The following is a 20,380-nucleotide window of genomic DNA, read 5'->3' as shown; positions in this document are numbered from 1 at the left end:
AGGTTTTATGAGTTTTGCACTCCCCACTTTGACCGTTAGCCAGATGTTTGGGCAAAGAACAATTCGACCGCTTACTGCTGCTACCCTGTGTGGCATTACTTTCATCAAAGATAGACTAATTGCCATTGACAGTATTAAAGGGCATCTACTGGAGATCGATCCCACTTCTGACAACAGCAAAATTCTTAATCCCCATCAAGTTAAAGAATTTACTGATGTCACTGGTATAGCGGTGTGGGAAGATACCCTCTGGGTGAGCCAAGAAAATAGTGTTTACTTGTGCAACCTCAATGCTTTGGGTCTAGAACATTTTGTAACATTGCCTTATCAGGCTGATGGCGTTGCTGTTTGGGAAACAACAGTTTATGTCAGCTGCCAAAGGCTAGGCTATATTCTGATTTTTGACCGCGAAACGCGAAAAGAAATTACCAGATTTCATGCCCCAGGCGTTGGCATAGAGAATTTAGCTGTAACTCAGGAAATGCTATGGATTTGCGATCGCACCGAACAATCGGTTTACGCGATGGACAGGGCCACAGGTGAACTGCAATTCAGCGTTCTGACCCCCTTTGAATGTCCTACAGGCATAGCAATCCATAAAAATGCCGAAACAGGCAAAGAAAGTATTTACATCGCCTACGCCTCAGAGGAACCTTATATCCGGGATAACCCCAATGCCGATCCGAGTCATGAGCTAACATTCCGCGATCGCACTTTTATTCATCCCCTGTATTATCATTACCAACCAGATAAGCGTTACGCCCTTTCCAATGGCTATCTGATTGAAATGTCTTATGCTGAGGAAATTGCACCTTTAGACGAGGTTAATTTACCCGATGTCGAATGGCGCATTGCTCTACCATCGGAAACTGAGCGTCAAAAGGTGAAACACGTTGAACCTATTGGTATACCCTTTACCGAAGAAGTGATAGAAGGGCAACGTGTAGCAGTCTTTAAATTTGATTCTCTTGCCCCAGGCGAACGGCATATATTTGGCTGGAAAGCACTTTTGGAAGTTCGAGGAATTAAATATCGGATTACACCCAGAGATGTAGAAGACGTTCCTGAACTTTCCCCAGAATTACAAACACGCTACCTAGTGGATGACGACGATTTAGCAATGGATACTACCATTGTTCGCCGTGCTGCCAGAGAAGCGATTGGTTCTGAAACCAATGTGCTGCGGAAAATGCACAGCATCCGCAACTACGTTTACGATGAATTATCCTATGGTATTAAACCTTACATTGACACGCCAGATACAGTTTTAGAACGGGGTGTTGGTTCTTGTGGCGAATATGTCGGCGTTTTACTTGCTCTATCCCGTTTAAATGGTATCCCTTGCCGCACCGTAGGCAGGTACAAATGTCCACCCCATAGTGACTTAGTAGGAGTACCGCTACAACCTGACTTTAATCATGTTTGGCTAGAATTCTACGTCCCGAATATTGGTTGGTTGCCAATGGAATCAAATCCTGACGATATCGGTGAAGGTGGCCCTTATCCGACGCGCTTTTTTATGGGCTTATGCTGGTATCACATTGAAATTGGCAAAGGTATCACCTTTGAAACCGTGACAAGCAAAGGGGCGCGGCTAACCAAAGAAGATATCCCCATCGGTGATTTGGCGATTAATCATATCCGCTTCACAATTCTTAAAGAATTGCCACCCTTTTAAATTAGGGCATTAGGAAAAGAACCCTGAAAACGTAGGGTGTGTTACGCCGTAGGCTAACGCACCTTAATACTCTCTGCCTAACTACAATTTTCGTCTACTTCTGAACTCTTGTTCTGATTCAAGTATTCTTCAAACAATTCAAAAAATTTCTGTAGTGCCTCATGCTCATCTACAGAATAGAAAAGAATTATTTTAGACCATGACTGACCTGAGTTAATTCCATATTTATCTTCAACCCATGATTGAAAACCTTCAAATTCCCTTTCTGGCTCAGTTGGAGGTACGCCAACTTCTCTTCTAGCAAAACTATATCCTCGTAAAAGCATATCTAGTCTAGTAATTGAACTAGTTCCTAGATACATTCCTGGTCTTTTCTTTATAGCACCTAGAATCTCCTTGTAAATATCAAACCGAGGAAACATCAAATCCTGACGAAGCCTTAAAATGTCTTCACTTTCTTGCCTTTTTGAATTGTTTTTCTGCTTTATAAACTTTTCAAATAATTCAAAAAAACTATAGAAAGCATTTCTGTCACTACCACAGGAAAATATAAGTATTCCAGCCCAAGATTGAGTTAAATTAGTTTTTTCTCTTTCTTGTATCCATTCTTGAAATCCTTCCATTGGGTAGCCTTCAGGAGTTAATCCTAAGTTACTTAGTTGACTTAAATACCCCCGACAAAGAAATAAAGGCAAGTAATTGATGGCTTATCTATGTACATAACTGGATTTTCTTTAATCTTTTGGAGAAGTGTAGAAAGATAATTCATACTAGTAACCTCTAATTTGATGAAGATTTAGTAATTGAACAGCCACATCGCGCTTTTATTGAAGTTAATCTTTCCTATCACGAAGGGGTGAATTCTCTGGTAGTATATCAGCACGAACCACATCGCTAATCCATTCTCCCTCAATATTATTGTTAGAATAATTTGCATAATCATTCCATGTCATGGTGTCGCCAGTTGAGTATTCATAAACGACCCCATGAGTTTGATTATTACCATCTCCATCATTTAAATGAATCCACGTTACATAATCACCAGATGGAGGATAACCACCACCAAATTCATTACCTCGATATTGAACTAAACTTCTAATTGCTCCTGGTACAGGTCGCCAACTTCTAAAATGATGAGTTACAAATTTGTCAGGATAACCAGACCTCCTGTAATGTACTGTTTGGTGGAATTTGTAATTATAAATAACTGAAGATTGACCTTGTGACCCACAAACTAAATTAAGTGGATAGAAAGAACAATATCCCTCCTGAGCTTTATTTGGAACCTGCTCATTTTGAGCTTTAGTTGTGCTAATTGCAGCCTTCGCAGGAGGAACTAATTCTGAGCCAGCAGAGGCACATTCAGCTTGAACAGCACAAGCATCTAGAGACGACAGCAATGCATAAACAGTTTGGGGTAAAATCCCCTTAAATATTAGAAGTAAAAGAAACGTCGAAATTCCTACAAATCTAAATACGAATTTATTTACGGTTAATGGCACTAATCTTAACTCCTTACAACCAAAGATAAAAATCAATGTATCTGACATCTAGGTTGTCTGATAGGAGAAGAGAATCAGTCCAGTAAAAATACGGGTATTTAGTAGATTTGTTTGAAAATTGAACCAAGGTAAATAAACTAATTAGCTATTAACTCTTAAACTGGGCAGTGGATATGATTGATGCTGCTTAAAATCGGCAAACTCACAGATGGAATTAAATGGGCAAAAGCGGCAGTGAGAGCCAGGATTAGGAGGGAAGATTTTACTAAAATTAGTAGTTTCTTCCTGATATTTGTGCAAATCGTGCTGATGCTTGTGGGCAACATTCGCTAAATCAAATTTTAAAGATTCTAATTCACTATTATTGATACTAATTAATTCAGACTTTTTACATATTTCCAAATTATAAAATGATGCGACAGCTTCTCGTCCAGGGTAAAGATAACGAGCCGCTAATAAATAAACTAATGCTTGTCGTTTGTCAAAAGCCGACTTACCAGTTTTGAAATCTAAAATATGTAAAGTGCTATCAGACTCAATAAAAACGCAGTCCATAGCTGCATATAAGCGAAAGCAATAATCTTCTTGCTCAACTACTATCGGTTTGGGAAAGCCTTCATCACCCGGAGTTAATTCGATAATATCTTTATCCAAAAGCAACGGCGCATCGTGATATTTTTGCAAAATTTGCAGTACGCGTTGCTGAACTTGAACGCTTGAGTTGCCTAATTTCAGTAGCTGTGCAACCCTTTCTACGCCATCTGCTTCCTTCAATAGATAGCTGTGATGATGAAACTCATAAATGCCTTTTTGGGCGAGTATGCCAATCCTCTGGGGTGCGGTGGCTTGTCCTAAAAGAGCTTTGACTTGTGGTTCGTGTTGCCGTGCTTTGATAAACCCCCGTCTCATCTGGCAATGCCAGCGTTCTTGCCCAGTCGCTGGGGCAACTAGAGACCAAAGGTGATAACTGGCAAAAGGTCGATCGGGGGTTGACATTGCTCAGAAACAGTGAGAGAAAATACGGTGGGGAGAAGTTTAAGCTAAGGCTTTCTTAGAAAAGAACTTCGAGTGATAATTGCTGCTACACACGCTTTGCAGGAAGCTTTTATAGTACTGATTATGTAAGCGGGAGCAAGTGGCAAAAATGTCCAGCAAGATAGAATTTGGCACTGATGGGTGGCGAGGGATTATTGCCGATGACTTTACTTTTCCTAATGTACGAAAAGTAACAAGAGCGATCGCCACTTATTTGGAAACAGCTTACAAAAAAGATAGACCAGTACTTGTTGCCTACGATACTCGCTTTTTAGCTGACCAGTTTGCCCAAATGGCGGCCCAAGTCCTGGCAGACTTGGGTTGGACTGTGAAAATTACCGATCGGGATTGCCCCACACCAGTAATTGCCTACAACGCCCGTCACCTAAATTCCGCAGGGGCGTTGATGTTTACTGCTAGCCATAATCCAGCACACTACTGTGGAATTAAATATATACCCGATTATGCTGGGCCTGCCACTCCAGAGATTACTGATACTATTGTGGCAAATCTAGAAAGTGCATCGGATGAGTTGCCTGGGAGCAAACCATCAGGTTCAATTTCAATTTTCGATCCGAAACCAGATTACCTGCAATTTATCTATACTCTACTTGATATAGAAAGAATCAAAAGCGCTAATTTAAAGGTAAAGTATGATGCGCTATATTCTACCTCTCGCGGCTATTTAGATGAAGTTTTACAACATAGTGGCGTTCAGCTAGAAAGTTTTCACGATTGGAGGGATGTTTTATTTGGCGGTGGAATGCCGGAACCCAAAGGAGAACAGTTAGTTGAGTTAGTGGAAGCAGTAGTTCGCGATCGCGCTGATTTGGGTTTGGCGACAGATGGAGATAGCGATCGCTTTGGTATCGTTGATGAGCAAGGAACTGTCCTCACTCCCAATACTGTGCTGTTAGTTCTAGCACGACATTTAATTAGAAATAAAGGTAAAACTGGCGCGATAGTCCGCACTGTGGCTACAACCCACCTGCTGGATAATTTCGCTGCTAAAAATGGGCTGCAAATTTACGAAACACCAGTTGGTTTTAAATACATCGGCGAAAAAATGCGCGAAACTGCTGTATTAATTGGTGGGGAAGAATCAGGTGGATTGAGTATTATCGGGCATATTCCCGAAAAAGACGGGGTATTAGCCGATATGCTGGTGGCAGAAGCGATCGCTTATGAAGGCAAACCACTAAGTCAAATGGTGGCAGAAGCGATCGCAGAAGCCGATGGCCCACTTTACAACAACCGCCTAGACTTGCACCTCACAGGGGCGCACAAAACAGCCGTCATCGACTCCTTTACTAAAAATCCACCTACAGAGGTAGCAGGAATTCAAGTCAAGGAAGTAGGACGTAAAGATGGTATTAAGCTGTATTTGGAAGAGGGTAGCTGGGTTTTACTGCGTCCTTCCGGTACAGAACCACTGGTGCGCGTCTATCTCGAAACCAACACTCCTGAAAAACTCACCAAAATCGCCCAAGAGTTAGAGAGTGTCATTGCCCAATTAGAATCATAAGAAAAAGGAGTTAGGAGTTAAGAATTATTAATTTAGAAATCTTAACTTCTATTAACAGCGAAGTGTAAGGGCACGGCAGTGCCGTGCCCCTACCGGTGTACCTCACTCGACCGAGAAACGCTATATATAACTTCCCACTCCTCACTCCTCACTTCAGTAAAAATATGAAAACTCTCGCTCCTTTTTTTACATCTTTAGTTGTAGCGGTTTGGGTAATTGCGATCGCAATTATTTCAGTCCAAAATGCCACACCCATATCGTTAAAATTCTTAACATTCCAATCGATTCAAATACCAATGGGTTTAGTTCTGGCTTTTAGTGCCGTTGTCGGGTTAATTGGCATGGCACTGCTGCAACCTCTGTGGGGACTTACTGGTATTGGCCAGGGTAATTCTCGATTAGAAGACGATGCCGAATTTTTTGTTGATGATGAAGATTTTTAAGGTTTGAAAAAACATACAGAAGTACACCAGTTAAATACTCTTCATCTACTGATATGCACAATTGTGTCATAAGCCAGGAATACAAGGGACTTCCAAATAAAAAAATAACCAATCGCTGTGTAAGCAGTTCTTGCAGAGGGATCTTAGCTGAGGGAGTAAGAAAAATATAATCTGAATAAATTTTTCTGGAAGTCCCTTATCCATAAACATTACATTACGGATTAAAATAACTGAAGGCTTCTGAGAGGTAATCAGCAGCAGATGCCACAACTGCGATCGCACTTTCATAATCTAAACGTGTTGGCCCCAAAACTCCCACACTTCCAACTGGTATTGAACCTCGGCGATAGGTGGAAGAAATCAAAGTACAGCTGCGAATCGGTTCTAAGGGATTTTCTGCACCAATACGAACCGTTACCCTTGATTTCCCAGCATCCTCTGGTTCTGGTTCCTCAAATATTAATCGCCATAGTTGGTCTTGTTCTTCTTCCAGCAGGTGGATAATTGTTTGTACCTGCTGTAGCTGAGAAAATTCCGGCTGGCGCAAAACTTCTGATACACCCCTAACCATAATTTGGGTTGCAGTCGGCGCAAGAGTGCGACTAGTCAATTCCGCAACTGAATTTTTCAAGAATTCCCCGTAGCGTTGGAATTCTTGATCTAGTTCGCTCCAGTTGAGGTTGGGTAATTCCAACAGACTTCGCCCCCGCAAATGGGTATTCAAAAAGTTAGAAACAATCTGCAACTCGCGATCGATTACCTCTGAATCCCGTTGTGTTTCTTCTGATATTGGCGACAAATCCATCAATTTGGAATGCGTTTCATAACCATCGGTAACAACAATTAACATAATCCGCCCAGCTTCAATTTGCACTAATTGCAGATGTCGCAATAGCGCTGTAGTCGTTTGCGGCATGGTAATCAAGCTAATGCAACCACTTAAGGTTGCTAAAATTTGCGCGGCTCCTTGTAGTAGGGTTTCTAAACTCCGATCTTCCCCCTGAAGATGCTTGTGCAGTGCTACTTCTACTTCTCGCCCTAAAGCTTCCGTACCACTTCCCTGCGGGACGCTGCGCGAACGTGGAAGCAAGCTATGCGTAGCGTCTGTCTGCGACACGCTGCGCGAACGCAGAGAAGGTGTAATTAGCTGGTCAACATAAATGCGATAGCCTGAGTCTGATGGTACTCGTCCAGCAGAAGCGTGTGGTTGGTAGAGTAATCCAGACTTTTCTAAAACGCCCATGACATTGCGAATTGTGGCTGAACTTACACCCAAGTCGTACTCTTCGACCAAAGCCTTTGAACCAACAGGCTCTGCTGTAGCAATGTAGTGACGTACCGTTGCCCAAAGTATATGCTGTTGTCGATTTGTTAACTGGACTTCCATAGGGTATGTTTTGCTAGAGGCAAATTTTAATCAAATTCTGGAAAAAATTCTGGATTTGATCGAAAAAAAAGAATATTAATAATTGATTAAGATAACAAATTATAGAATTATATTGTGATAATTAATTTTAAGGTTCACGCACAACACCTTTTAAAATTGCACTCTAAATAGAATTTAGGCTTTTGCAGCCAAGGCTGAAAGTTTGGATTTATAACATCCTTTATCAGCTTATTTTTGCATTATTCTACACTGATAAAAGTATTATGGGATACGTATTTTTGCGGCGATCGCAGCGAATATTTGGGTGGAAAAGTTCCGTAAGGATGTAGCAAGTTGAGAAACTTGCTAACTTGATGTAGTTATGTTTTCACAATCACAAAAGCCAGATGGAAGAGTTAATTTCCATTCCATCTGAGTAATGCACCTAAACACGAGCTAATACTGGGGAGTTGAATGGTCTACTAAGATGGAGTAAGCGTCAATACCGCCCGAAATATTTTGCACATTTGTAAAACCTTGAGCAATTAACCATTGGCACATCTGGGCAGAGCGAATACCGTGGTGGCATAATACAAGGGTTTCAGCTTGGGGATTGAAGAGGGTAGGTACTTCATCTCCCCATTCGGCAAATTTACTCAAAGGTAGGTTGACAAAGCCCTCAATGCTAGCGATCGCCAATTCTTCTGGTTCTCGCACATCCACTAGCTGTATACTTCCATCACCAGAGGAAAGACGTTTTGCCAGTTCTTCTACACTAATCTGGTTCATGGGTTGACTAAAAGAATTCCCGATAAACAGTCCTAATCTTATTTTATGGTGACAGAAAATCTCTGCCTTTGCATGAGTATCCATTCTCAAGAAGGCTGATAAATTCTGCTAGGCTTTCTGCTTAAATGGCTGTAAACCGTCTTTTTTAAAGGTTTAATGTGAATAGTCAACGTTCATTTATTGGTTTTATCGTCGCAGGTGCGATCGCACTGCTAGTAATTGCGATCGCTGGCTTTTACTGGTTTTTCGCCAAAAATCCGGCTAACCTGATTGCTTCTACCTCCCAGCCTAGTGCAGCAATATTCGTGTCGAAACTATCTCCTGCAATGGTTTCATTGCTAGCCAATCCCGATCAGTTACAGGCGTTGGATCGTGAAGAGGAACTATCTAAACTCAAAACCAGTTTATTTGCCAAGAGTGGCATAGATTATAAACAAGACGTGCAACCCTGGTTAGGGAAAGAAATTACATTAGCGATCGCCACCTTAGATATCGATCGGGACTCAGAAAACGGACAGCAGCCAGGGTATCTGTTAGCACTAGCAACCAAGCAACCAGAGAAAAGCCGCGAGTTTCTGGAGTTGTTGTTTTCCAAACGGGCGTTAGCTGGCGCAACCTTAGCTGTTGAACAATACAAAGGCGTAAAGCTGATTTCTGATAATCAACCAAAAAAGGATTTGCTTGCAGGTGCGGTTGTTGGTGAAGGTTTTGTGTTGTTTGCTAACGATCCGAAAGTATTACGAGATGCAATCAATAACGTCCAAGCACCCGATCTAAACTTGACTAGCTCCCCCGAATATCAAAAAGCTACCAAAGAACTACCTAAAGGGGGTGTAGCTGTAGCATTCTTGAATCTTCCCGTTGTGGCAAAATGGCAAGGCTTAGAACTACCAGAACAACTTTATAATAGTGAAATTATTTCTCTGGCGTTGAATCCCAAAGGATTGCTAGCAGAAACCACCTTTTTAACTTCATCGGAAATTCTTTCTCCATCCTCGCCACTATCTAAACCTGTGGGAGCATTGCACTATGTTCCAGCATCCGCAGGTTTGGCAATTTCCGGCTCAAATTTGAGTAATTTGGGTAAGAGTGATTTAGCCAAACTTTGGAGCCAAGCAACAGCTACTATATATGGTTCTGGGGAAGATGTTGTTTCTCGGTTAGCAAAACCTTTGGTGGATGTTCAAAAACGCTGGGGGATAAACTTACCAGAGGATATTTTTAGCTGGGTACAAGGAGAATATGCCGTAGCATTGTTACCTGCGAAAGAGCAAACAAACCCTCATTGGATTTTTGTAGTAGAAAAATCTGAGAGTGTAGAATCAGGTATTGCTCGTTTGGATGCGATCGCATCATCTAACGGACTGAGCATTAATACCCTGACTATAGACAAGGAAGACAAGCAAAAAATCTCGGCTTGGACAGAGTTAACTACGGCGACTAAAAAAAGTGATGTTAAAGAAAGAGCATCTTTCACTATTGAAACAAAAGTGCGGGGATTGCATACAGCTTTAGGAAATTACGAAATTTTCACTTCTGACTTAGAAACTATGGATGAAATTCTTACAACTAAGGATAATTCCTTAATTGACAATCCCAATTTCAAAGATAGTATCGCTGCTATTCCCTTACCCAACCAAGGCTACATATATCTTGACTGGACAAAGAGCCAGAATTTGTTAGAGCGTCAAGTACCAATTCTCAAACTAGCAGAAGTTTTAGGGAAACCGTTTTTTGATAAATTGCGATCGCTTACAGTCAGCAGTTATGGAACTGACACGCGATCGCTTAAAGGTGGTGTTTTCTTCCAACTTAATAATTCGTGAGATTTTCACAACGAGTCAAAGTGTAGAAGGTATAGCCCGAAGTAAAAGAACCCCACCCCCAACCCCCTCCCCGCAAGCGAGGAGGGGACTATGATGTATTTTGCTTTCTGCCTTTTTTTCTCCCATGATATTTACGTAGATTTTCTGTAGCATTTGCTATTTGTATTTGTAATCTTTGGATAGGTACTGGCTGCTGGCTGAGAAATTTAGGTTCGACGTGGCAGCGAGTATCAAATATATCAGAAATAATTTACACAATACTCAGGTAGCGATCGGTAATGGGCAAGGCAATTGGCATTGATTTAGGGACGACTAATTCTGTCGCTGCTTTTAAGTTAGCAGAAGTGGAAGTGGTGACAGCTAACGATAACACGCCCCCAGATAGGAAACTGACGCGATCGGTCGTTGCTTGTGAGCAAAATAAATTTTTGGTAGGAGAGCAAGCTTACAACCAACTTAGAGCTAACCCTGAAAACGTTGTTGTTTCCATCAAGCGCCTAATAGGAAGAGGTTTTGGTGATCCAGCCGTACAGAAACAAAAGTCAGAATTTGGTTACAAAATTGCTCAACCAAGTCAGGGAACAGACAACGGTATTGCAGTCTGGCTAGGAGGCAAAGAATATCAGCCAGAGGATATTTCTGCTGAAATTCTTAAAAAAGTTGTGCAAAATGCCCAAGCTTATCGCCAAGGAATTGGTAAAACAGGCGAAGTCATAGACCAAGCAGTTATTACCATCCCCGCTTACTTCAATGACAAACAACGTCATGCAACCCGTACAGCTGCACTCAAAGCTGGAATCACTCCCTTAGAACTGCTACCGGAACCCACAGCCGCGGCCATATCTTACGGTTTTTCTCCAAATGGGGATGATTTTAAAACAATTTTAGTTTTTGACTTTGGCGGTGGTACATTTGATGCTTCAGTGATTCAAGCAGCAGGAACTTCATTTATTGAACTGGGAAAAGCTGGGGATTTATGGTTGGGAGGAGATGACATTGACTCTCGGATTATCAAGTTTGTTAAACAGCAATTTTCCCAGGAAGAAGGAATTGCTGATATTGATGGCTTGATTACCAAAATGCCGCACTATCAACGAGTGCGATTTAATGCAGATTTGAAGTTAGCAGTAGAACGCGCCAAAGTTGAACTAAGCACTGCTACAGTATCTCGCATTGCTCCCGCTACTCAATTACTCGACGAATTGGGTATTGCCATTCCGATTGAAGTAGAAATCACTCGTGAGCAATTTGAGGAAATAATTTCTGATTTGGTGGAGCGATCGATTCAGATTTGCCGCCAAGCACTAGAAGACGCTGAACATCACCTAGAGATGATAGATGTAGTGTTATTGGTTGGCGGTTCTTGCCAAATTCCTGTAGTCCAACGCAAAGTCAGAGAAGCCTTTGGAGCCGATAAAGTAATGGTGCATCCCCGCCCGATGTATGCGGTGGCTGAGGGTGCAGCAATTGTCGCGGCTGGACAAACAGACAAAGTAACAACAGTATCCCGTGATTATTTTATCAAGCTGGTGGATGACAGAGAGCAAGTAATTAAGCGGGGTGATATTTTACCAGTGACGACATCCCACACTTTTAAAATTGCTGCTGATGGACAACGGTTGATTCACTTTAAGTTTTTCAGCCCCGATCAAGTAAGGGAAGATTTGGATGGGATATATGAAGATGACAGTATTGGAGATATTTGGTTGGGTTTAAACCAATCTTATCCAAGAGGGACAGAAGTTTTAGTCAACCTGGAGTTAGATGAAAAAAATAATGGTCTAGGGATGACTGCGACATTAAAAAATGACCCTTCAGAAAGAGTGAGTTGCACCTTTTCGCGGGGACGCTCAGATGAGAAAATATATAAGGGATTAGAAGAAACGATCGCAGAACTCAACGACCAAAACTTAACTCATCTTGGTGTAGAAGAAGCGCTGAAGTTAGCGTTACCAGTGGTGCAGTTAAGTAACCAAATCATCGATCCGAAGACTGGAGAGGAACGCAGCGATTTACGCGATCGCGCTAGTGCAAACTTGAAAAAATTCCAGGTATCTATGTCTAAGGAAAGCCTACAAGCCGAGTACCTAATGAATGAATGCGATCGCGTAGTTAAACTTTGCGGCTCCATAATTCCCCAACCACAGCAGGAACGATTACAAAAACTAAGTCAAGAATTGCAAGATGCCATCAACACCAATAACCTCTCCAAGATGGAATCTCAGAGTGAAGATGCAAGACGAGAACTTGACAATCTACCCGATCAAGTCCAGCTTATTCAAGCTTGTTTTTTAGCAATCCGTCAAGCCCACGCAGTTGCACCTACTCAAGCAAATGCCATGTCTGACAAACTTTTTCGGATGCTTGGCGCTATGGAAAGCGATGATGGAAACGAAGCCAATCGCTTATGGAATGAATTGCAACCAGATGTCAAGCGTTGGATAAATGAAGAGTTACCCAGCAACAGCATTGTCACAGGGCTAACGCGATGAAGATGAAGCTCGACTGTCCTGTGTGTGATTACCAAGAAATTGAAGGTGATACTTGTCCTAACTGTGACACCGACCTTTCTGTAATTCGGATGCTTAAAGAATTACCGCAGGTAGAAAATCCTCTGCAACAAGTGAAAATTAGCAAATGGCAACTAGGAGTTGCTTTACTGCTGCTAATTATCGGCATTGGGTTGGGAGCAATGAGCAGTTTTATATTCCTGCAACCGCAGTTACAGACATTAACTGTCTCTTCTCCCGATCCAATTATTAGCGATCGCCCAACACTACCAGTTAATAATGCTCCTGTGACAGCTAAGGAACCCCTAAAACCAATTACCTATACTGTAAAATCGGGAGATTACCTCAGCGCGATCGCCGAAAAATTTTGTGGTAAGGGAACCTCTTGGCAAGTAATGCTTAAAGCCAACCCCCAACTCAAAGGGCGGGAAGATGATATAGACGTAGGGGATGTGTTAAAAATCCCTAACTGCAAGGATGGCGCTTAATGAGCATCCTCGATAGTTTGAATGCTTTAACTAAAAATTTACTGGGAGTGGGCATTGTTGATGCCTGGAAGCAAGCGCCACAGACTAAAGAAGCCAGTCAAAAAGCCGCACAATTAGCCCAAAACAAACGTCTGCGAGAAGCGGTAATGATTGCAGAAAAAGCTCTCGCAGTCTGGTCGAGAAAACCAGGTTTTTGGGAGCGTTTGATTTGTCAATTGCTGCTGGGGAAGCTGTTAGACAATCTTACCCAGCAACTAAAGCAGTGGCGCTATCAAGTAGCAGAAGTAGATAAACTAGCTGCTAATGCTAAAACCATTCTCAAGCAAGATACAGGCGATCCTTTAGAAGCGCAAATACTTGCAAATGCGATCGCCATTTATCAACGCTGTACCAAAATTATCCACGACGATCGCATCTCGCGGGTAATCAAGCAGCACCAACAAGAACTGCAACGGCGACAGCAGTTTTTGAATTTAGTGACACAGGCCCAGTCTCAGGCAGAAAATCGGTTTTATAAAAATGCGATCGCAGTTTATCTAGAGGCACAAAAGCTTTATTCTACTGAGTCTTTAGAAAAGGCGATCGCTGCAAGTCTTGCCCAAGTCCAACAAGAAGAAATTTATGATGCTGCTTTAAAAAAGGTGCAACAAGCTGAAAGTGAAGGAAGATTACAGAGAGCGATCGCACTTTTAAAAAATGCCCTGATTAACTTTTCTCGCTCTGATGGACTTGATTTACTCCAAAAGTTACAACAAACACTTAAAGGAAGAGAACAGTATCGCCAAGGGCTAGCAGCAGAAAAATCGGGTGATTTTAAGGCGGCTGCATCCCTTTATAAAAATGCTAAATTGCTCTTACCCAACTCTACATACTGCCAAATCCGGTTAGCACTTGTGGCAATTAAAACTCAAGCATGGGCAACCGCACTAACTCACCTAGAAGCTATAGCTGGAGAACAAGCTGCTTACTTACGGGGTTTTGCCTACGCCCAACAAGAAAATTTACAGGTAGCTTATAAAGAATGGCTTGGGTTGACTACTCCTAATATTGCCAAGCAACAAGAAATTATCAAAAACCTTTCCCAACGCCAACGCTTGCTAAGACTACAGAATATAGAGCAACTAGTAAAAGCTGAAAATTGGGAAAATGCTAAAACAGAAAGTACAGAATTCATCCAAAAATTTGGTTCAGATCCGTTAGTTGAGAAAAATCTCAACGAGCATATTCAGCCACGTTTAGAAGTGGAAGTATGGCAAGAGAAAAACTGGAGAATTATTGCCGATAAAGCTGAAAAAGCTTGGATTTCACAGCCTAATATTACTACATTACATAATTGGGCAATAGCAAATTATTATCTTGCTAAAACTGACCCTATAAAGTTGTTAGATGTGATAATTTCATTCTCAACAGCGTTGGCAAATATAACTGAAGATCCGACCCTTAAAGATGTGCCTTGGCTAGAAAATAAACCTGTACAATTTACCTCAGTCTCTTTGGAATTAAAACGCCAGATAACAGTATTAATAGATACTTGGAAAGATAAAAATATTATTGAATATTTAAACCTACGCGATAGCTACCGATTAGAAGTAGTATCTCTAAACCTCATGGGTGAGCCATCAAAGTGGGGAATGAAAATAAAGGATATATTTATCACACCTGGTTGTTATCAGCATTACCTTCCTGAATGGCAAGGTATTTTTGACAATAGGACAAATGCTAACCAAAAAATTCTAAATTCCCTTTATACAAATTGGGGATTAGCTATGGCTGCTTGTTTAGAAGGAGATTACCAAAGAGCAATTCAACTTAAACCCTCAACCACAGATAATTCTGATATCGTAGCATTTGCTCAAAAATTTGTCGCTTATCACGAAGGTTGCTATCAGCTACAACAGCAAAAATGGCGAGAGGCAATTATTCCTCTGAAGCAAGCAAAGCCAGAAATTCAAGCTAGTAAGGATTGGCAAGAAGAAATAGACAGACTTTGTGGATTACAACGTCAAGCAATATCAGAATCTCAAGAAAATTTAGAGTTTGCCCAATTTTGGTACGATCTTTTAGGAAGTAGAGACGCTAGAAGTTATCTAGCTGAGTATAAGGCGGAAGAAATACGCGAACAAATTGCTAATGAACAAATTTCACCAGCAATAGCCCTAAGAGAACTACAAAAAATAAAAGAAATTGACAATCAGAATCCTATTGTAATTGACTTAATTCAGAGAATTGAATTTAACCAAGAATTAGAATTAATTGAGAATTTATTAAAAGATAATCAATTTGAAGAAGCTGTACAACGTGCTAAGAAATCCCAGCATCAACGTCTACGTAATATTGTGTCAGACATTTGTGTAGATATATTAATCAAGGGGTTCCAAAATCGGGATTTAGGATTTGAAGATATTTATCAATTAGGATATTGGGCTTATGAACTTTGTCCAGACGATCCAAATGTCCAAGAAGTTTACGGATTTAGCCAAGAACTGAAGGATATTCAAAATTTAATGAAATGCGATCGCTTTGATGAAGCTGTTCTTCGTGCCAAATACTCACAACATGACTCTATTCCTCGCTATGTAGCTGAATTTTTTATTAATACCTTAGTTAAAGGTATCCAAAACCGCGATTCATCTTTTGATTTAATTCAGCAATTAGGTCGTTGGGCTTATGAACTTTGTCCAGAGGAACCTGCTTTTCAAGAAATTTACCACAGCCTAAAGATTCGTTAATTAAAGGTATCTAATGGAATACAATCCTTACGACATTCTGGGTGTATCCCCAGCAGCATCGAAAGCTGAAATTGCAAAAGCTGTAGCAGTGGCAATGAAGCAGAAAAAACATCCTGTGGATATCATTGCTAAAGCCCAAAAAAGCTTATTAAAACCAGAGGAACGCATCATTGCCGACTATTTGCGTCCTATACTGCCCACCATTAAGCAGTTCAAATATAGTGATTTATCAGCTTTGCTTCAGCCAGCACCTAGACTGATGTTATTGCCAGAATTTGATGGATTAGAGCAAGCGATCGCTCAGTCTGCCCAAGAAGAACGCCTAGAGCGAGAGCCTTTACCGATGACGCTATCAGAACTATTCACAGAGGGCATTATAGCTTGTAAAGAGGAACGTTATCCCAAAGCGATAAAATATCTCGAAGACTACTGCCAAGGCTCTACAGACCCGAATAGTAAAGATTACATTCAAGCCCAAATGTGGCTGATTAAAGTGTATAAAATAGTTGGACAGTTAGAAAGAGCGATCGCGCTTTGTCAGCTTCTGACTAACCATACTCATCCCCAAGTGCAAACTTGGGCAACTAAAACTTTACCAATATTATCAAAAGAGGTTTCCCATGTTTAATTTTATTCTCAGTAAAGAGAAGTGCGACTTAACCATACAAAAATTTGGCAACCTCCAAAAGGAAAATGTTTTACTACAACAATCCTTGCGAGAACAGCAAACTCAAACCGCAGCAAACGCTGAAGATTTATTTTTAGAACTGCTAGAAATTGGTGATGCATTAGAAGCATTACTGGATTATCTAGAACAGAATTCCAATCCCAGCCCAGAGTTTATCCAGCGTTTACCCAAGTCTGTGGGGGCGGTTAATCGAAAGTTTCTCGGTATACTAGCAAAGCGTCATGTATTACCTATAGAAATAGAACTGCAAAGTACACAACCAGATTTTAATTTATGCCGTGTTGTCGATCGTGAAGAAAGAAATGATCTAGCAGACCAAACAATTACTAAAATCGTCCGTAGAGGGTTTTATTTAGGAGAGAAAACCCTACGTCCAACAGAGGTAATCACATCTAAATCATCAGTTGAAGAATCGTAGTTGCTGTTTATATCAAGAGATTGCCTAGCAATTAGCCGTTTACTCTCAAAACCCTTTATTGTGGCACATTTTAATGTGGCACAACCAACTGAAATTTCACTGGAATTTTTTCATTAGAATATGTATATATCATTACTAATTTAACAGCCTGTTGGAGGGCTACTATGAAATACTGTCGCCCCCGACTTCAGTTTACCGGCGGCTGGTTGTTGGCTATACTTACTGCCATCACAGCGACTCCTGTAATCGCAGAAACAGCGAATTTTGGTACTTTCAACTTATCAGCAAACTTTAATGCAGCACAAGGGACAGTGCAGGGGTTTACAGGTGGTTCTTACTCATTGTCTGCCATCAGTAACCGCGATCGCGATCAAAAAGCATGTATAGGCTTTGCCGATCCCAATCCAGATCATATTATGGTTTTAGAAAAAGACTTTTCCCAGCTGACAATACAAGTAGATAGCGGGGGAAGCGACACCACTTTAACGATCCAAGGCCCAGATCAAAGTACGATTCGTTGCGGCGATGACACTGGCAAAAGCAAAGATGCTAGCGTTAGCGATCGCAACTGGAAAAGTGGCACTTATCGGATTTGGGTAGGTACATTTAATCCTGGGGTCAAACGCGATTACACTCTGACAGTGGAGCAGCAGTAGAGGCAGGGGGGCAGAGGAGGCAGGGGGAAATAATTGAACAAGTCTCCCTTGTTTCTTCTTCATTCCCAATTCCCAATTCTTACGTGCAACGCCTGAGAGGATAATATGGGAGAGTAGCTTGTTGTGCTTTCCGAGGGTGCTATCTCGTGCTATCTATACTGCGTGCTGACTTTCGTATCATATTTGAACGTGACCCAGCTGCCCGTAACTGGTTGGAAGTTTTATTTTGTTACCCTGGTTTGCAAGCCCTGCTATTCCATAGGCTGGCTCACTGGCTGTATACTGTCGGTCTTCCCTTTATTCCCCGCCTGATTTCTCACGTGGCTCGGTTTTTGACTGGAATTGAAATCCACCCTGGTGCAGCAATTGGGCAAAGCGTGTTTATTGACCACGGGATGGGTGTAGTAATTGGTGAAACTGCGATCGTGGGAGACTATGCCCTAATTTATCAAGGTGTCACCCTTGGAGGTACTGGTAAAGAATGTGGTAAGCGTCATCCAACTGTGGGTGAAAACGTCGTAGTCGGGGCTGGAGCAAAGGTACTGGGCAATATCCAAATTGGGAATAACGTCCGTATTGGTGCTGGTTCTGTTGTTCTCAGAGATGTGCCTTCAGACTGTACTGTGGTAGGGGTGCCTGGGCGCATCATGTATCGTTCTGGAGTTCGGGTTTCACCTCTTGAACACAATAACTTACCAGATTCAGAAGCTCAAGTAATTCGTGCTTTAGTAGACCGAATTGAGGCGTTGGAAGAACAAATACAAACTCTTCAGCGCACCAATTCTTCAGAAAAAACTCCTGTTTTAGTGGGTTGTTTAGCCACCAAAGAAGATGAGCCAACCCACGATACTCGCTGGTGCAACCTCAAAGATAAGACCATCCAGCAATTTTTAGATGGTGCTGGCATTTAGTTAAAAGTCAAGGGTTAAAGGTCAATCTTTTGACTCTTGACTAAATCACGGATTAATTGCTTCGCTAGACCACTCTTGCTGTTGATTACGGTGGTAAAGCCATCGATTTTGTGGTTCGCCGCGTAATTCTAAATGGTCTACCTGCACTGGGTCGAGTAGCAGTAGACAAAAATTAGGGACTGGTTCAACAGGATCGGGTGGTGATGGCTCAAAGGCTTCTGCTTCTTTGATTCTGGGTTTACCAGGATGAGGCCAAGCAAACTGTAAACGTGCAGCATCACTCAGTTCTTGCCAGATTGCGGTTCGGGCTGGGTGTAAATCCTGGTGATAATCATCACTGCTGACTAGGGTCAAATCGCCATTGATGCGAAATTGTTCTCGTGTATTGGGGAAATACCAGCAAACTTCCGCCCAAGGTTGTTGCTGTATCTGGTCGGCTTTAGCGCTACGAGTATCTGTGATAAATCTTAGCTTGTTTGTATCTTCTAGGAAGCCGCGAAAGACTAGGGTACGATTAGCGGGGCGACCGTTTGGCTGCACTGTTGCTAGTTGCAGGTAACGGGCATAAACAAGACTGCGGTTGCGATGGAGTGCATGAGCGATCGCACTTCGCCAAGGAGCAAGAGACATAACTAATATAATTTGTAATTCTTGAAAGTCAGATTCAATCTGGGTTTCCAGGTTTGCATCTGTTGCCTTATTTTAGACAATTGATACAACACAAAGTCAATAATTTACAATCCTCTCTGTACGTCTGCGTGAACCTTATCCCCAATTCAACTGATAATATACAGAATCTTGTATAAATTCGCAGGTAACTTTATGGCAGAAATTCAAGTCGGTATTGAGGGTGAAGGCGCACCAGCAGCAGCCGAGGCTTTGCTAGAAATTCCTGGAATATCGGGAAGCTACGAAGTTCCTAGCCAAAAAGAGGCGACTCTAGCAGCTGTTGCTACCATTGTCGGCATTGTGGGTGGTGTTGCGGCTTTAGCTGAACAAATTCGCAAATGGTATCAAGAATGGCATAAATCTCATCCAGGGAAGCAATTTGATGTGGTCATTCTTGACCCTGATAATGGAAACAGGATTTTACTCGAAGAAGCTACTATAGAGGAAATCACGGAAATCCTCAAATCTATTAGCAAATAAGTGCAAACTATCCGCATTCAACTTCGGGAAAGTACGCAGGAAACAGTTGAACTCAGGTATTGGCTACCTCAAAAAAATCACTATGAATCACGTCGCCTGAAATTGTCAGAAATCGCTGATTTACTCAAGCAAGGCGAACGAGATTACTATAAACTGCTGCCCAATTTACCAGGAATCGGGAAGCAGTTATTTTTTTGGTTGGATGGGGACGGACGCTGGTTGAGTCGGGGAATTGCTGACTGTCGCGGTGAGGGGTTGGTAATTGCCATTGATACTGATAAAAAACTGGCGCATCTACCTTGGGAAGTGCTGCATGATGGTGAGGATTTTTTGGTAAAGCGGGTTAATCCGGTGGTTTTGCCTCTGCGCTGGATTGAGAAAGAAACTGAAGGGTTTTCTGTAGAAGCACGACAATTGCGAGTATTGTTTATGGCAACCGACCCGGAAGATGTGGAACCAAAGTTAGAGTTTGAACAGGAAGAGGCGAGAATTCTGGCTGATACGCAAGATTTTGCTGTCGATTTGCGGGTGGAAGAAAGCGGTTGCGTTAGCGAGTTGGGTAAGGTGTGGAGTCGCTATCTTGATGACTTTGATGTGTTTCACCTCACTGGACACGCCTCAATTACTCCTGGTGAAGCGGGAAAGAACCCCACCCCCAACCCCTCCC

General features: G+C 41.9%; 19 protein-coding genes. 13 read left to right on the top strand and 6 right to left on the bottom strand.

Translation table 11 applies throughout. From position 1 onward, the window contains the following. Positions 1 to 7: 7 nt before the first annotated feature. Positions 8 to 1,678, top strand: coding sequence for a transglutaminase family protein (locus V7K55_RS02910; protein WP_334828008.1), 1,671 nt, complete (start codon positions 8 to 10; stop codon positions 1,676 to 1,678). A gap of 77 nt (positions 1,679 to 1,755) precedes the next feature. Here V7K55_RS02910 and V7K55_RS02905 read toward each other — a convergent pair whose 3' ends face one another. The 3 genes from V7K55_RS02905 to V7K55_RS02895 all read right to left on the bottom strand — a co-directional run bounded on the left by V7K55_RS02905 (position 1,756) and on the right by V7K55_RS02895 (position 4,176). After that, positions 1,756 to 2,301 (bottom strand): hypothetical protein, encoded by a 546-nt coding sequence (locus tag V7K55_RS02905; RefSeq protein WP_334828006.1) that lies wholly within the window; start codon positions 2,299 to 2,301, stop codon positions 1,756 to 1,758. Positions 2,302 to 2,511: 210 nt separating this feature from the next. Continuing rightward, positions 2,512 to 3,228, bottom strand: coding sequence for a hypothetical protein (locus tag V7K55_RS02900; protein ID WP_334828004.1), 717 nt, complete (start codon positions 3,226 to 3,228; stop codon positions 2,512 to 2,514). Positions 3,229 to 3,321: 93 nt separating this feature from the next. After that, complete coding sequence (locus tag V7K55_RS02895) at positions 3,322 to 4,176, bottom strand: PD-(D/E)XK nuclease family protein (RefSeq protein WP_334828001.1); 855 nt, start codon at positions 4,174 to 4,176, stop codon at positions 3,322 to 3,324. A gap of 148 nt (positions 4,177 to 4,324) precedes the next feature. Between V7K55_RS02895 and V7K55_RS02890 the strand changes: the two genes are divergently transcribed. Together V7K55_RS02890 and V7K55_RS02885 are read left to right on the top strand one after the other, a co-directional pair. Next, complete coding sequence (locus V7K55_RS02890) at positions 4,325 to 5,740, top strand: phosphoglucomutase/phosphomannomutase family protein (RefSeq protein ID WP_334827999.1); 1,416 nt, start codon at positions 4,325 to 4,327, stop codon at positions 5,738 to 5,740. Positions 5,741 to 5,904: 164 nt separating this feature from the next. Continuing rightward, the gene (locus V7K55_RS02885) at positions 5,905 to 6,183 is read left to right on the top strand and encodes a LapA family protein (RefSeq protein ID WP_334827997.1); all 279 of its coding nucleotides are present in this window, start codon (positions 5,905 to 5,907) and stop codon (positions 6,181 to 6,183) included. A 214-nt stretch (positions 6,184 to 6,397) separates the two neighbouring features. Here V7K55_RS02885 and V7K55_RS02880 read toward each other — a convergent pair whose 3' ends face one another. Together V7K55_RS02880 and V7K55_RS02875 are read right to left on the bottom strand one after the other, a co-directional pair. Beyond that, entirely contained in the window at positions 6,398 to 7,570 is a 1,173-nt protein-coding gene (locus tag V7K55_RS02880) for an HrcA family transcriptional regulator (protein WP_334827995.1), read from the bottom strand. 435 nt (positions 7,571 to 8,005) lie between these two features. Beyond that, positions 8,006 to 8,338 (bottom strand): rhodanese-like domain-containing protein, encoded by a 333-nt coding sequence (locus tag V7K55_RS02875; protein ID WP_334827993.1) that lies wholly within the window; start codon positions 8,336 to 8,338, stop codon positions 8,006 to 8,008. 158 nt (positions 8,339 to 8,496) lie between these two features. Here V7K55_RS02875 and V7K55_RS02870 point away from each other — a divergent pair, with 158 nt between their 5' ends. The 8 genes from V7K55_RS02870 (at position 8,497) to cysE (ending at position 18,564) form a co-directional block, all read left to right on the top strand. Beyond that, complete coding sequence (locus V7K55_RS02870; protein ID WP_334827990.1) at positions 8,497 to 10,164, top strand: DUF3352 domain-containing protein; 1,668 nt, start codon at positions 8,497 to 8,499, stop codon at positions 10,162 to 10,164. 278 nt (positions 10,165 to 10,442) lie between these two features. Next, positions 10,443 to 12,656: an Hsp70 family protein gene (locus V7K55_RS02865; RefSeq protein WP_334827987.1), complete on the top strand. Its 2,214-nt coding sequence runs from the start codon at positions 10,443 to 10,445 to the stop codon at positions 12,654 to 12,656. After that, positions 12,653 to 13,162, top strand: coding sequence for a LysM peptidoglycan-binding domain-containing protein (locus V7K55_RS02860; protein ID WP_334827984.1), 510 nt, complete (start codon positions 12,653 to 12,655; stop codon positions 13,160 to 13,162). Before V7K55_RS02865 ends, V7K55_RS02860 begins: the two co-directional genes overlap by 4 nt. Continuing rightward, on the top strand, positions 13,162 to 15,891 hold the full coding sequence (locus V7K55_RS02855) for a peptidase M, neutral zinc metallopeptidase site (RefSeq protein ID WP_334827982.1): 2,730 nt from the start codon (positions 13,162 to 13,164) through the stop codon (positions 15,889 to 15,891). The genes V7K55_RS02860 and V7K55_RS02855 overlap by 1 nt, the downstream gene beginning before the upstream one ends. 13 nt (positions 15,892 to 15,904) lie before the next feature. Continuing rightward, positions 15,905 to 16,519 (top strand): molecular chaperone DnaJ, encoded by a 615-nt coding sequence (locus tag V7K55_RS02850; RefSeq protein WP_334827980.1) that lies wholly within the window; start codon positions 15,905 to 15,907, stop codon positions 16,517 to 16,519. Then, positions 16,512 to 16,997 carry a nucleotide exchange factor GrpE gene (locus V7K55_RS02845; RefSeq protein ID WP_334827978.1) on the top strand — a complete coding sequence of 162 codons (486 nt, stop codon included), beginning with the start codon at positions 16,512 to 16,514 and terminating at the stop codon, positions 16,995 to 16,997. Before V7K55_RS02850 ends, V7K55_RS02845 begins: the two co-directional genes overlap by 8 nt. A 164-nt stretch (positions 16,998 to 17,161) precedes the next feature. Next, complete coding sequence (locus V7K55_RS02840) at positions 17,162 to 17,653, top strand: hypothetical protein (RefSeq protein ID WP_334827976.1); 492 nt, start codon at positions 17,162 to 17,164, stop codon at positions 17,651 to 17,653. A gap of 146 nt (positions 17,654 to 17,799) precedes the next feature. Then, entirely contained in the window at positions 17,800 to 18,564 is a 765-nt protein-coding gene (cysE, locus tag V7K55_RS02835) for a serine O-acetyltransferase (protein WP_334827974.1), read from the top strand. Between the two features lie 45 nt (positions 18,565 to 18,609). On the opposite strand, the gene V7K55_RS02830 is transcribed toward cysE, so the two are convergent. Then, a complete protein-coding gene (locus V7K55_RS02830) occupies positions 18,610 to 19,194 on the bottom strand; it encodes an Npun_F5749 family FMN-dependent PPOX-type flavoprotein (protein WP_334827972.1) in 585 nt (194 codons plus the stop codon). A 192-nt stretch (positions 19,195 to 19,386) separates the two neighbouring features. Between V7K55_RS02830 and V7K55_RS02825 the strand changes: the two genes are divergently transcribed. After that, positions 19,387 to 19,713, top strand: coding sequence for a hypothetical protein (locus V7K55_RS02825; protein ID WP_334827970.1), 327 nt, complete (start codon positions 19,387 to 19,389; stop codon positions 19,711 to 19,713). Then, positions 19,714 to 20,380 (top strand): CHAT domain-containing protein (locus V7K55_RS02820; RefSeq protein WP_334827968.1); only part of this gene is annotated, 667 nt, incomplete at its 3' end.

It is taken from the genome of Nostoc sp. (assembly GCF_036919895.1).
Taxonomy (GTDB): domain Bacteria; phylum Cyanobacteriota; class Cyanobacteriia; order Cyanobacteriales; family Nostocaceae; genus Nostoc.
Note: the sequence above shows the minus strand (reverse complement) of the source record. Positions and strands in the feature narration are given on the sequence as shown.

Coding starts and splice junctions, on each gene's coding strand:
- V7K55_RS02910 (WP_334828008.1), top strand. CDS start 8: ATGAGTTTTGCACTCCCCACTTTGACCGTTAGCCAGATGTTTGGGCAA.
- V7K55_RS02905 (WP_334828006.1), bottom strand. CDS start 2,301: ATGGAAGGATTTCAAGAATGGATACAAGAAAGAGAAAAAACTAATTTA.
- V7K55_RS02900 (WP_334828004.1), bottom strand. CDS start 3,228: ATGTCAGATACATTGATTTTTATCTTTGGTTGTAAGGAGTTAAGATTA.
- V7K55_RS02895 (WP_334828001.1), bottom strand. CDS start 4,176: ATGTCAACCCCCGATCGACCTTTTGCCAGTTATCACCTTTGGTCTCTA.
- V7K55_RS02890 (WP_334827999.1), top strand. CDS start 4,325: ATGTCCAGCAAGATAGAATTTGGCACTGATGGGTGGCGAGGGATTATT.
- V7K55_RS02885 (WP_334827997.1), top strand. CDS start 5,905: ATGAAAACTCTCGCTCCTTTTTTTACATCTTTAGTTGTAGCGGTTTGG.
- V7K55_RS02880 (WP_334827995.1), bottom strand. CDS start 7,570: ATGGAAGTCCAGTTAACAAATCGACAACAGCATATACTTTGGGCAACG.
- V7K55_RS02875 (WP_334827993.1), bottom strand. CDS start 8,338: ATGAACCAGATTAGTGTAGAAGAACTGGCAAAACGTCTTTCCTCTGGT.
- V7K55_RS02865 (WP_334827987.1), top strand. CDS start 10,443: ATGGGCAAGGCAATTGGCATTGATTTAGGGACGACTAATTCTGTCGCT.
- V7K55_RS02860 (WP_334827984.1), top strand. CDS start 12,653: ATGAAGATGAAGCTCGACTGTCCTGTGTGTGATTACCAAGAAATTGAA.
- V7K55_RS02855 (WP_334827982.1), top strand. CDS start 13,162: ATGAGCATCCTCGATAGTTTGAATGCTTTAACTAAAAATTTACTGGGA.
- V7K55_RS02850 (WP_334827980.1), top strand. CDS start 15,905: ATGGAATACAATCCTTACGACATTCTGGGTGTATCCCCAGCAGCATCG.
- V7K55_RS02845 (WP_334827978.1), top strand. CDS start 16,512: ATGTTTAATTTTATTCTCAGTAAAGAGAAGTGCGACTTAACCATACAA.
- V7K55_RS02840 (WP_334827976.1), top strand. CDS start 17,162: ATGAAATACTGTCGCCCCCGACTTCAGTTTACCGGCGGCTGGTTGTTG.
- V7K55_RS02830 (WP_334827972.1), bottom strand. CDS start 19,194: ATGTCTCTTGCTCCTTGGCGAAGTGCGATCGCTCATGCACTCCATCGC.
- V7K55_RS02825 (WP_334827970.1), top strand. CDS start 19,387: ATGGCAGAAATTCAAGTCGGTATTGAGGGTGAAGGCGCACCAGCAGCA.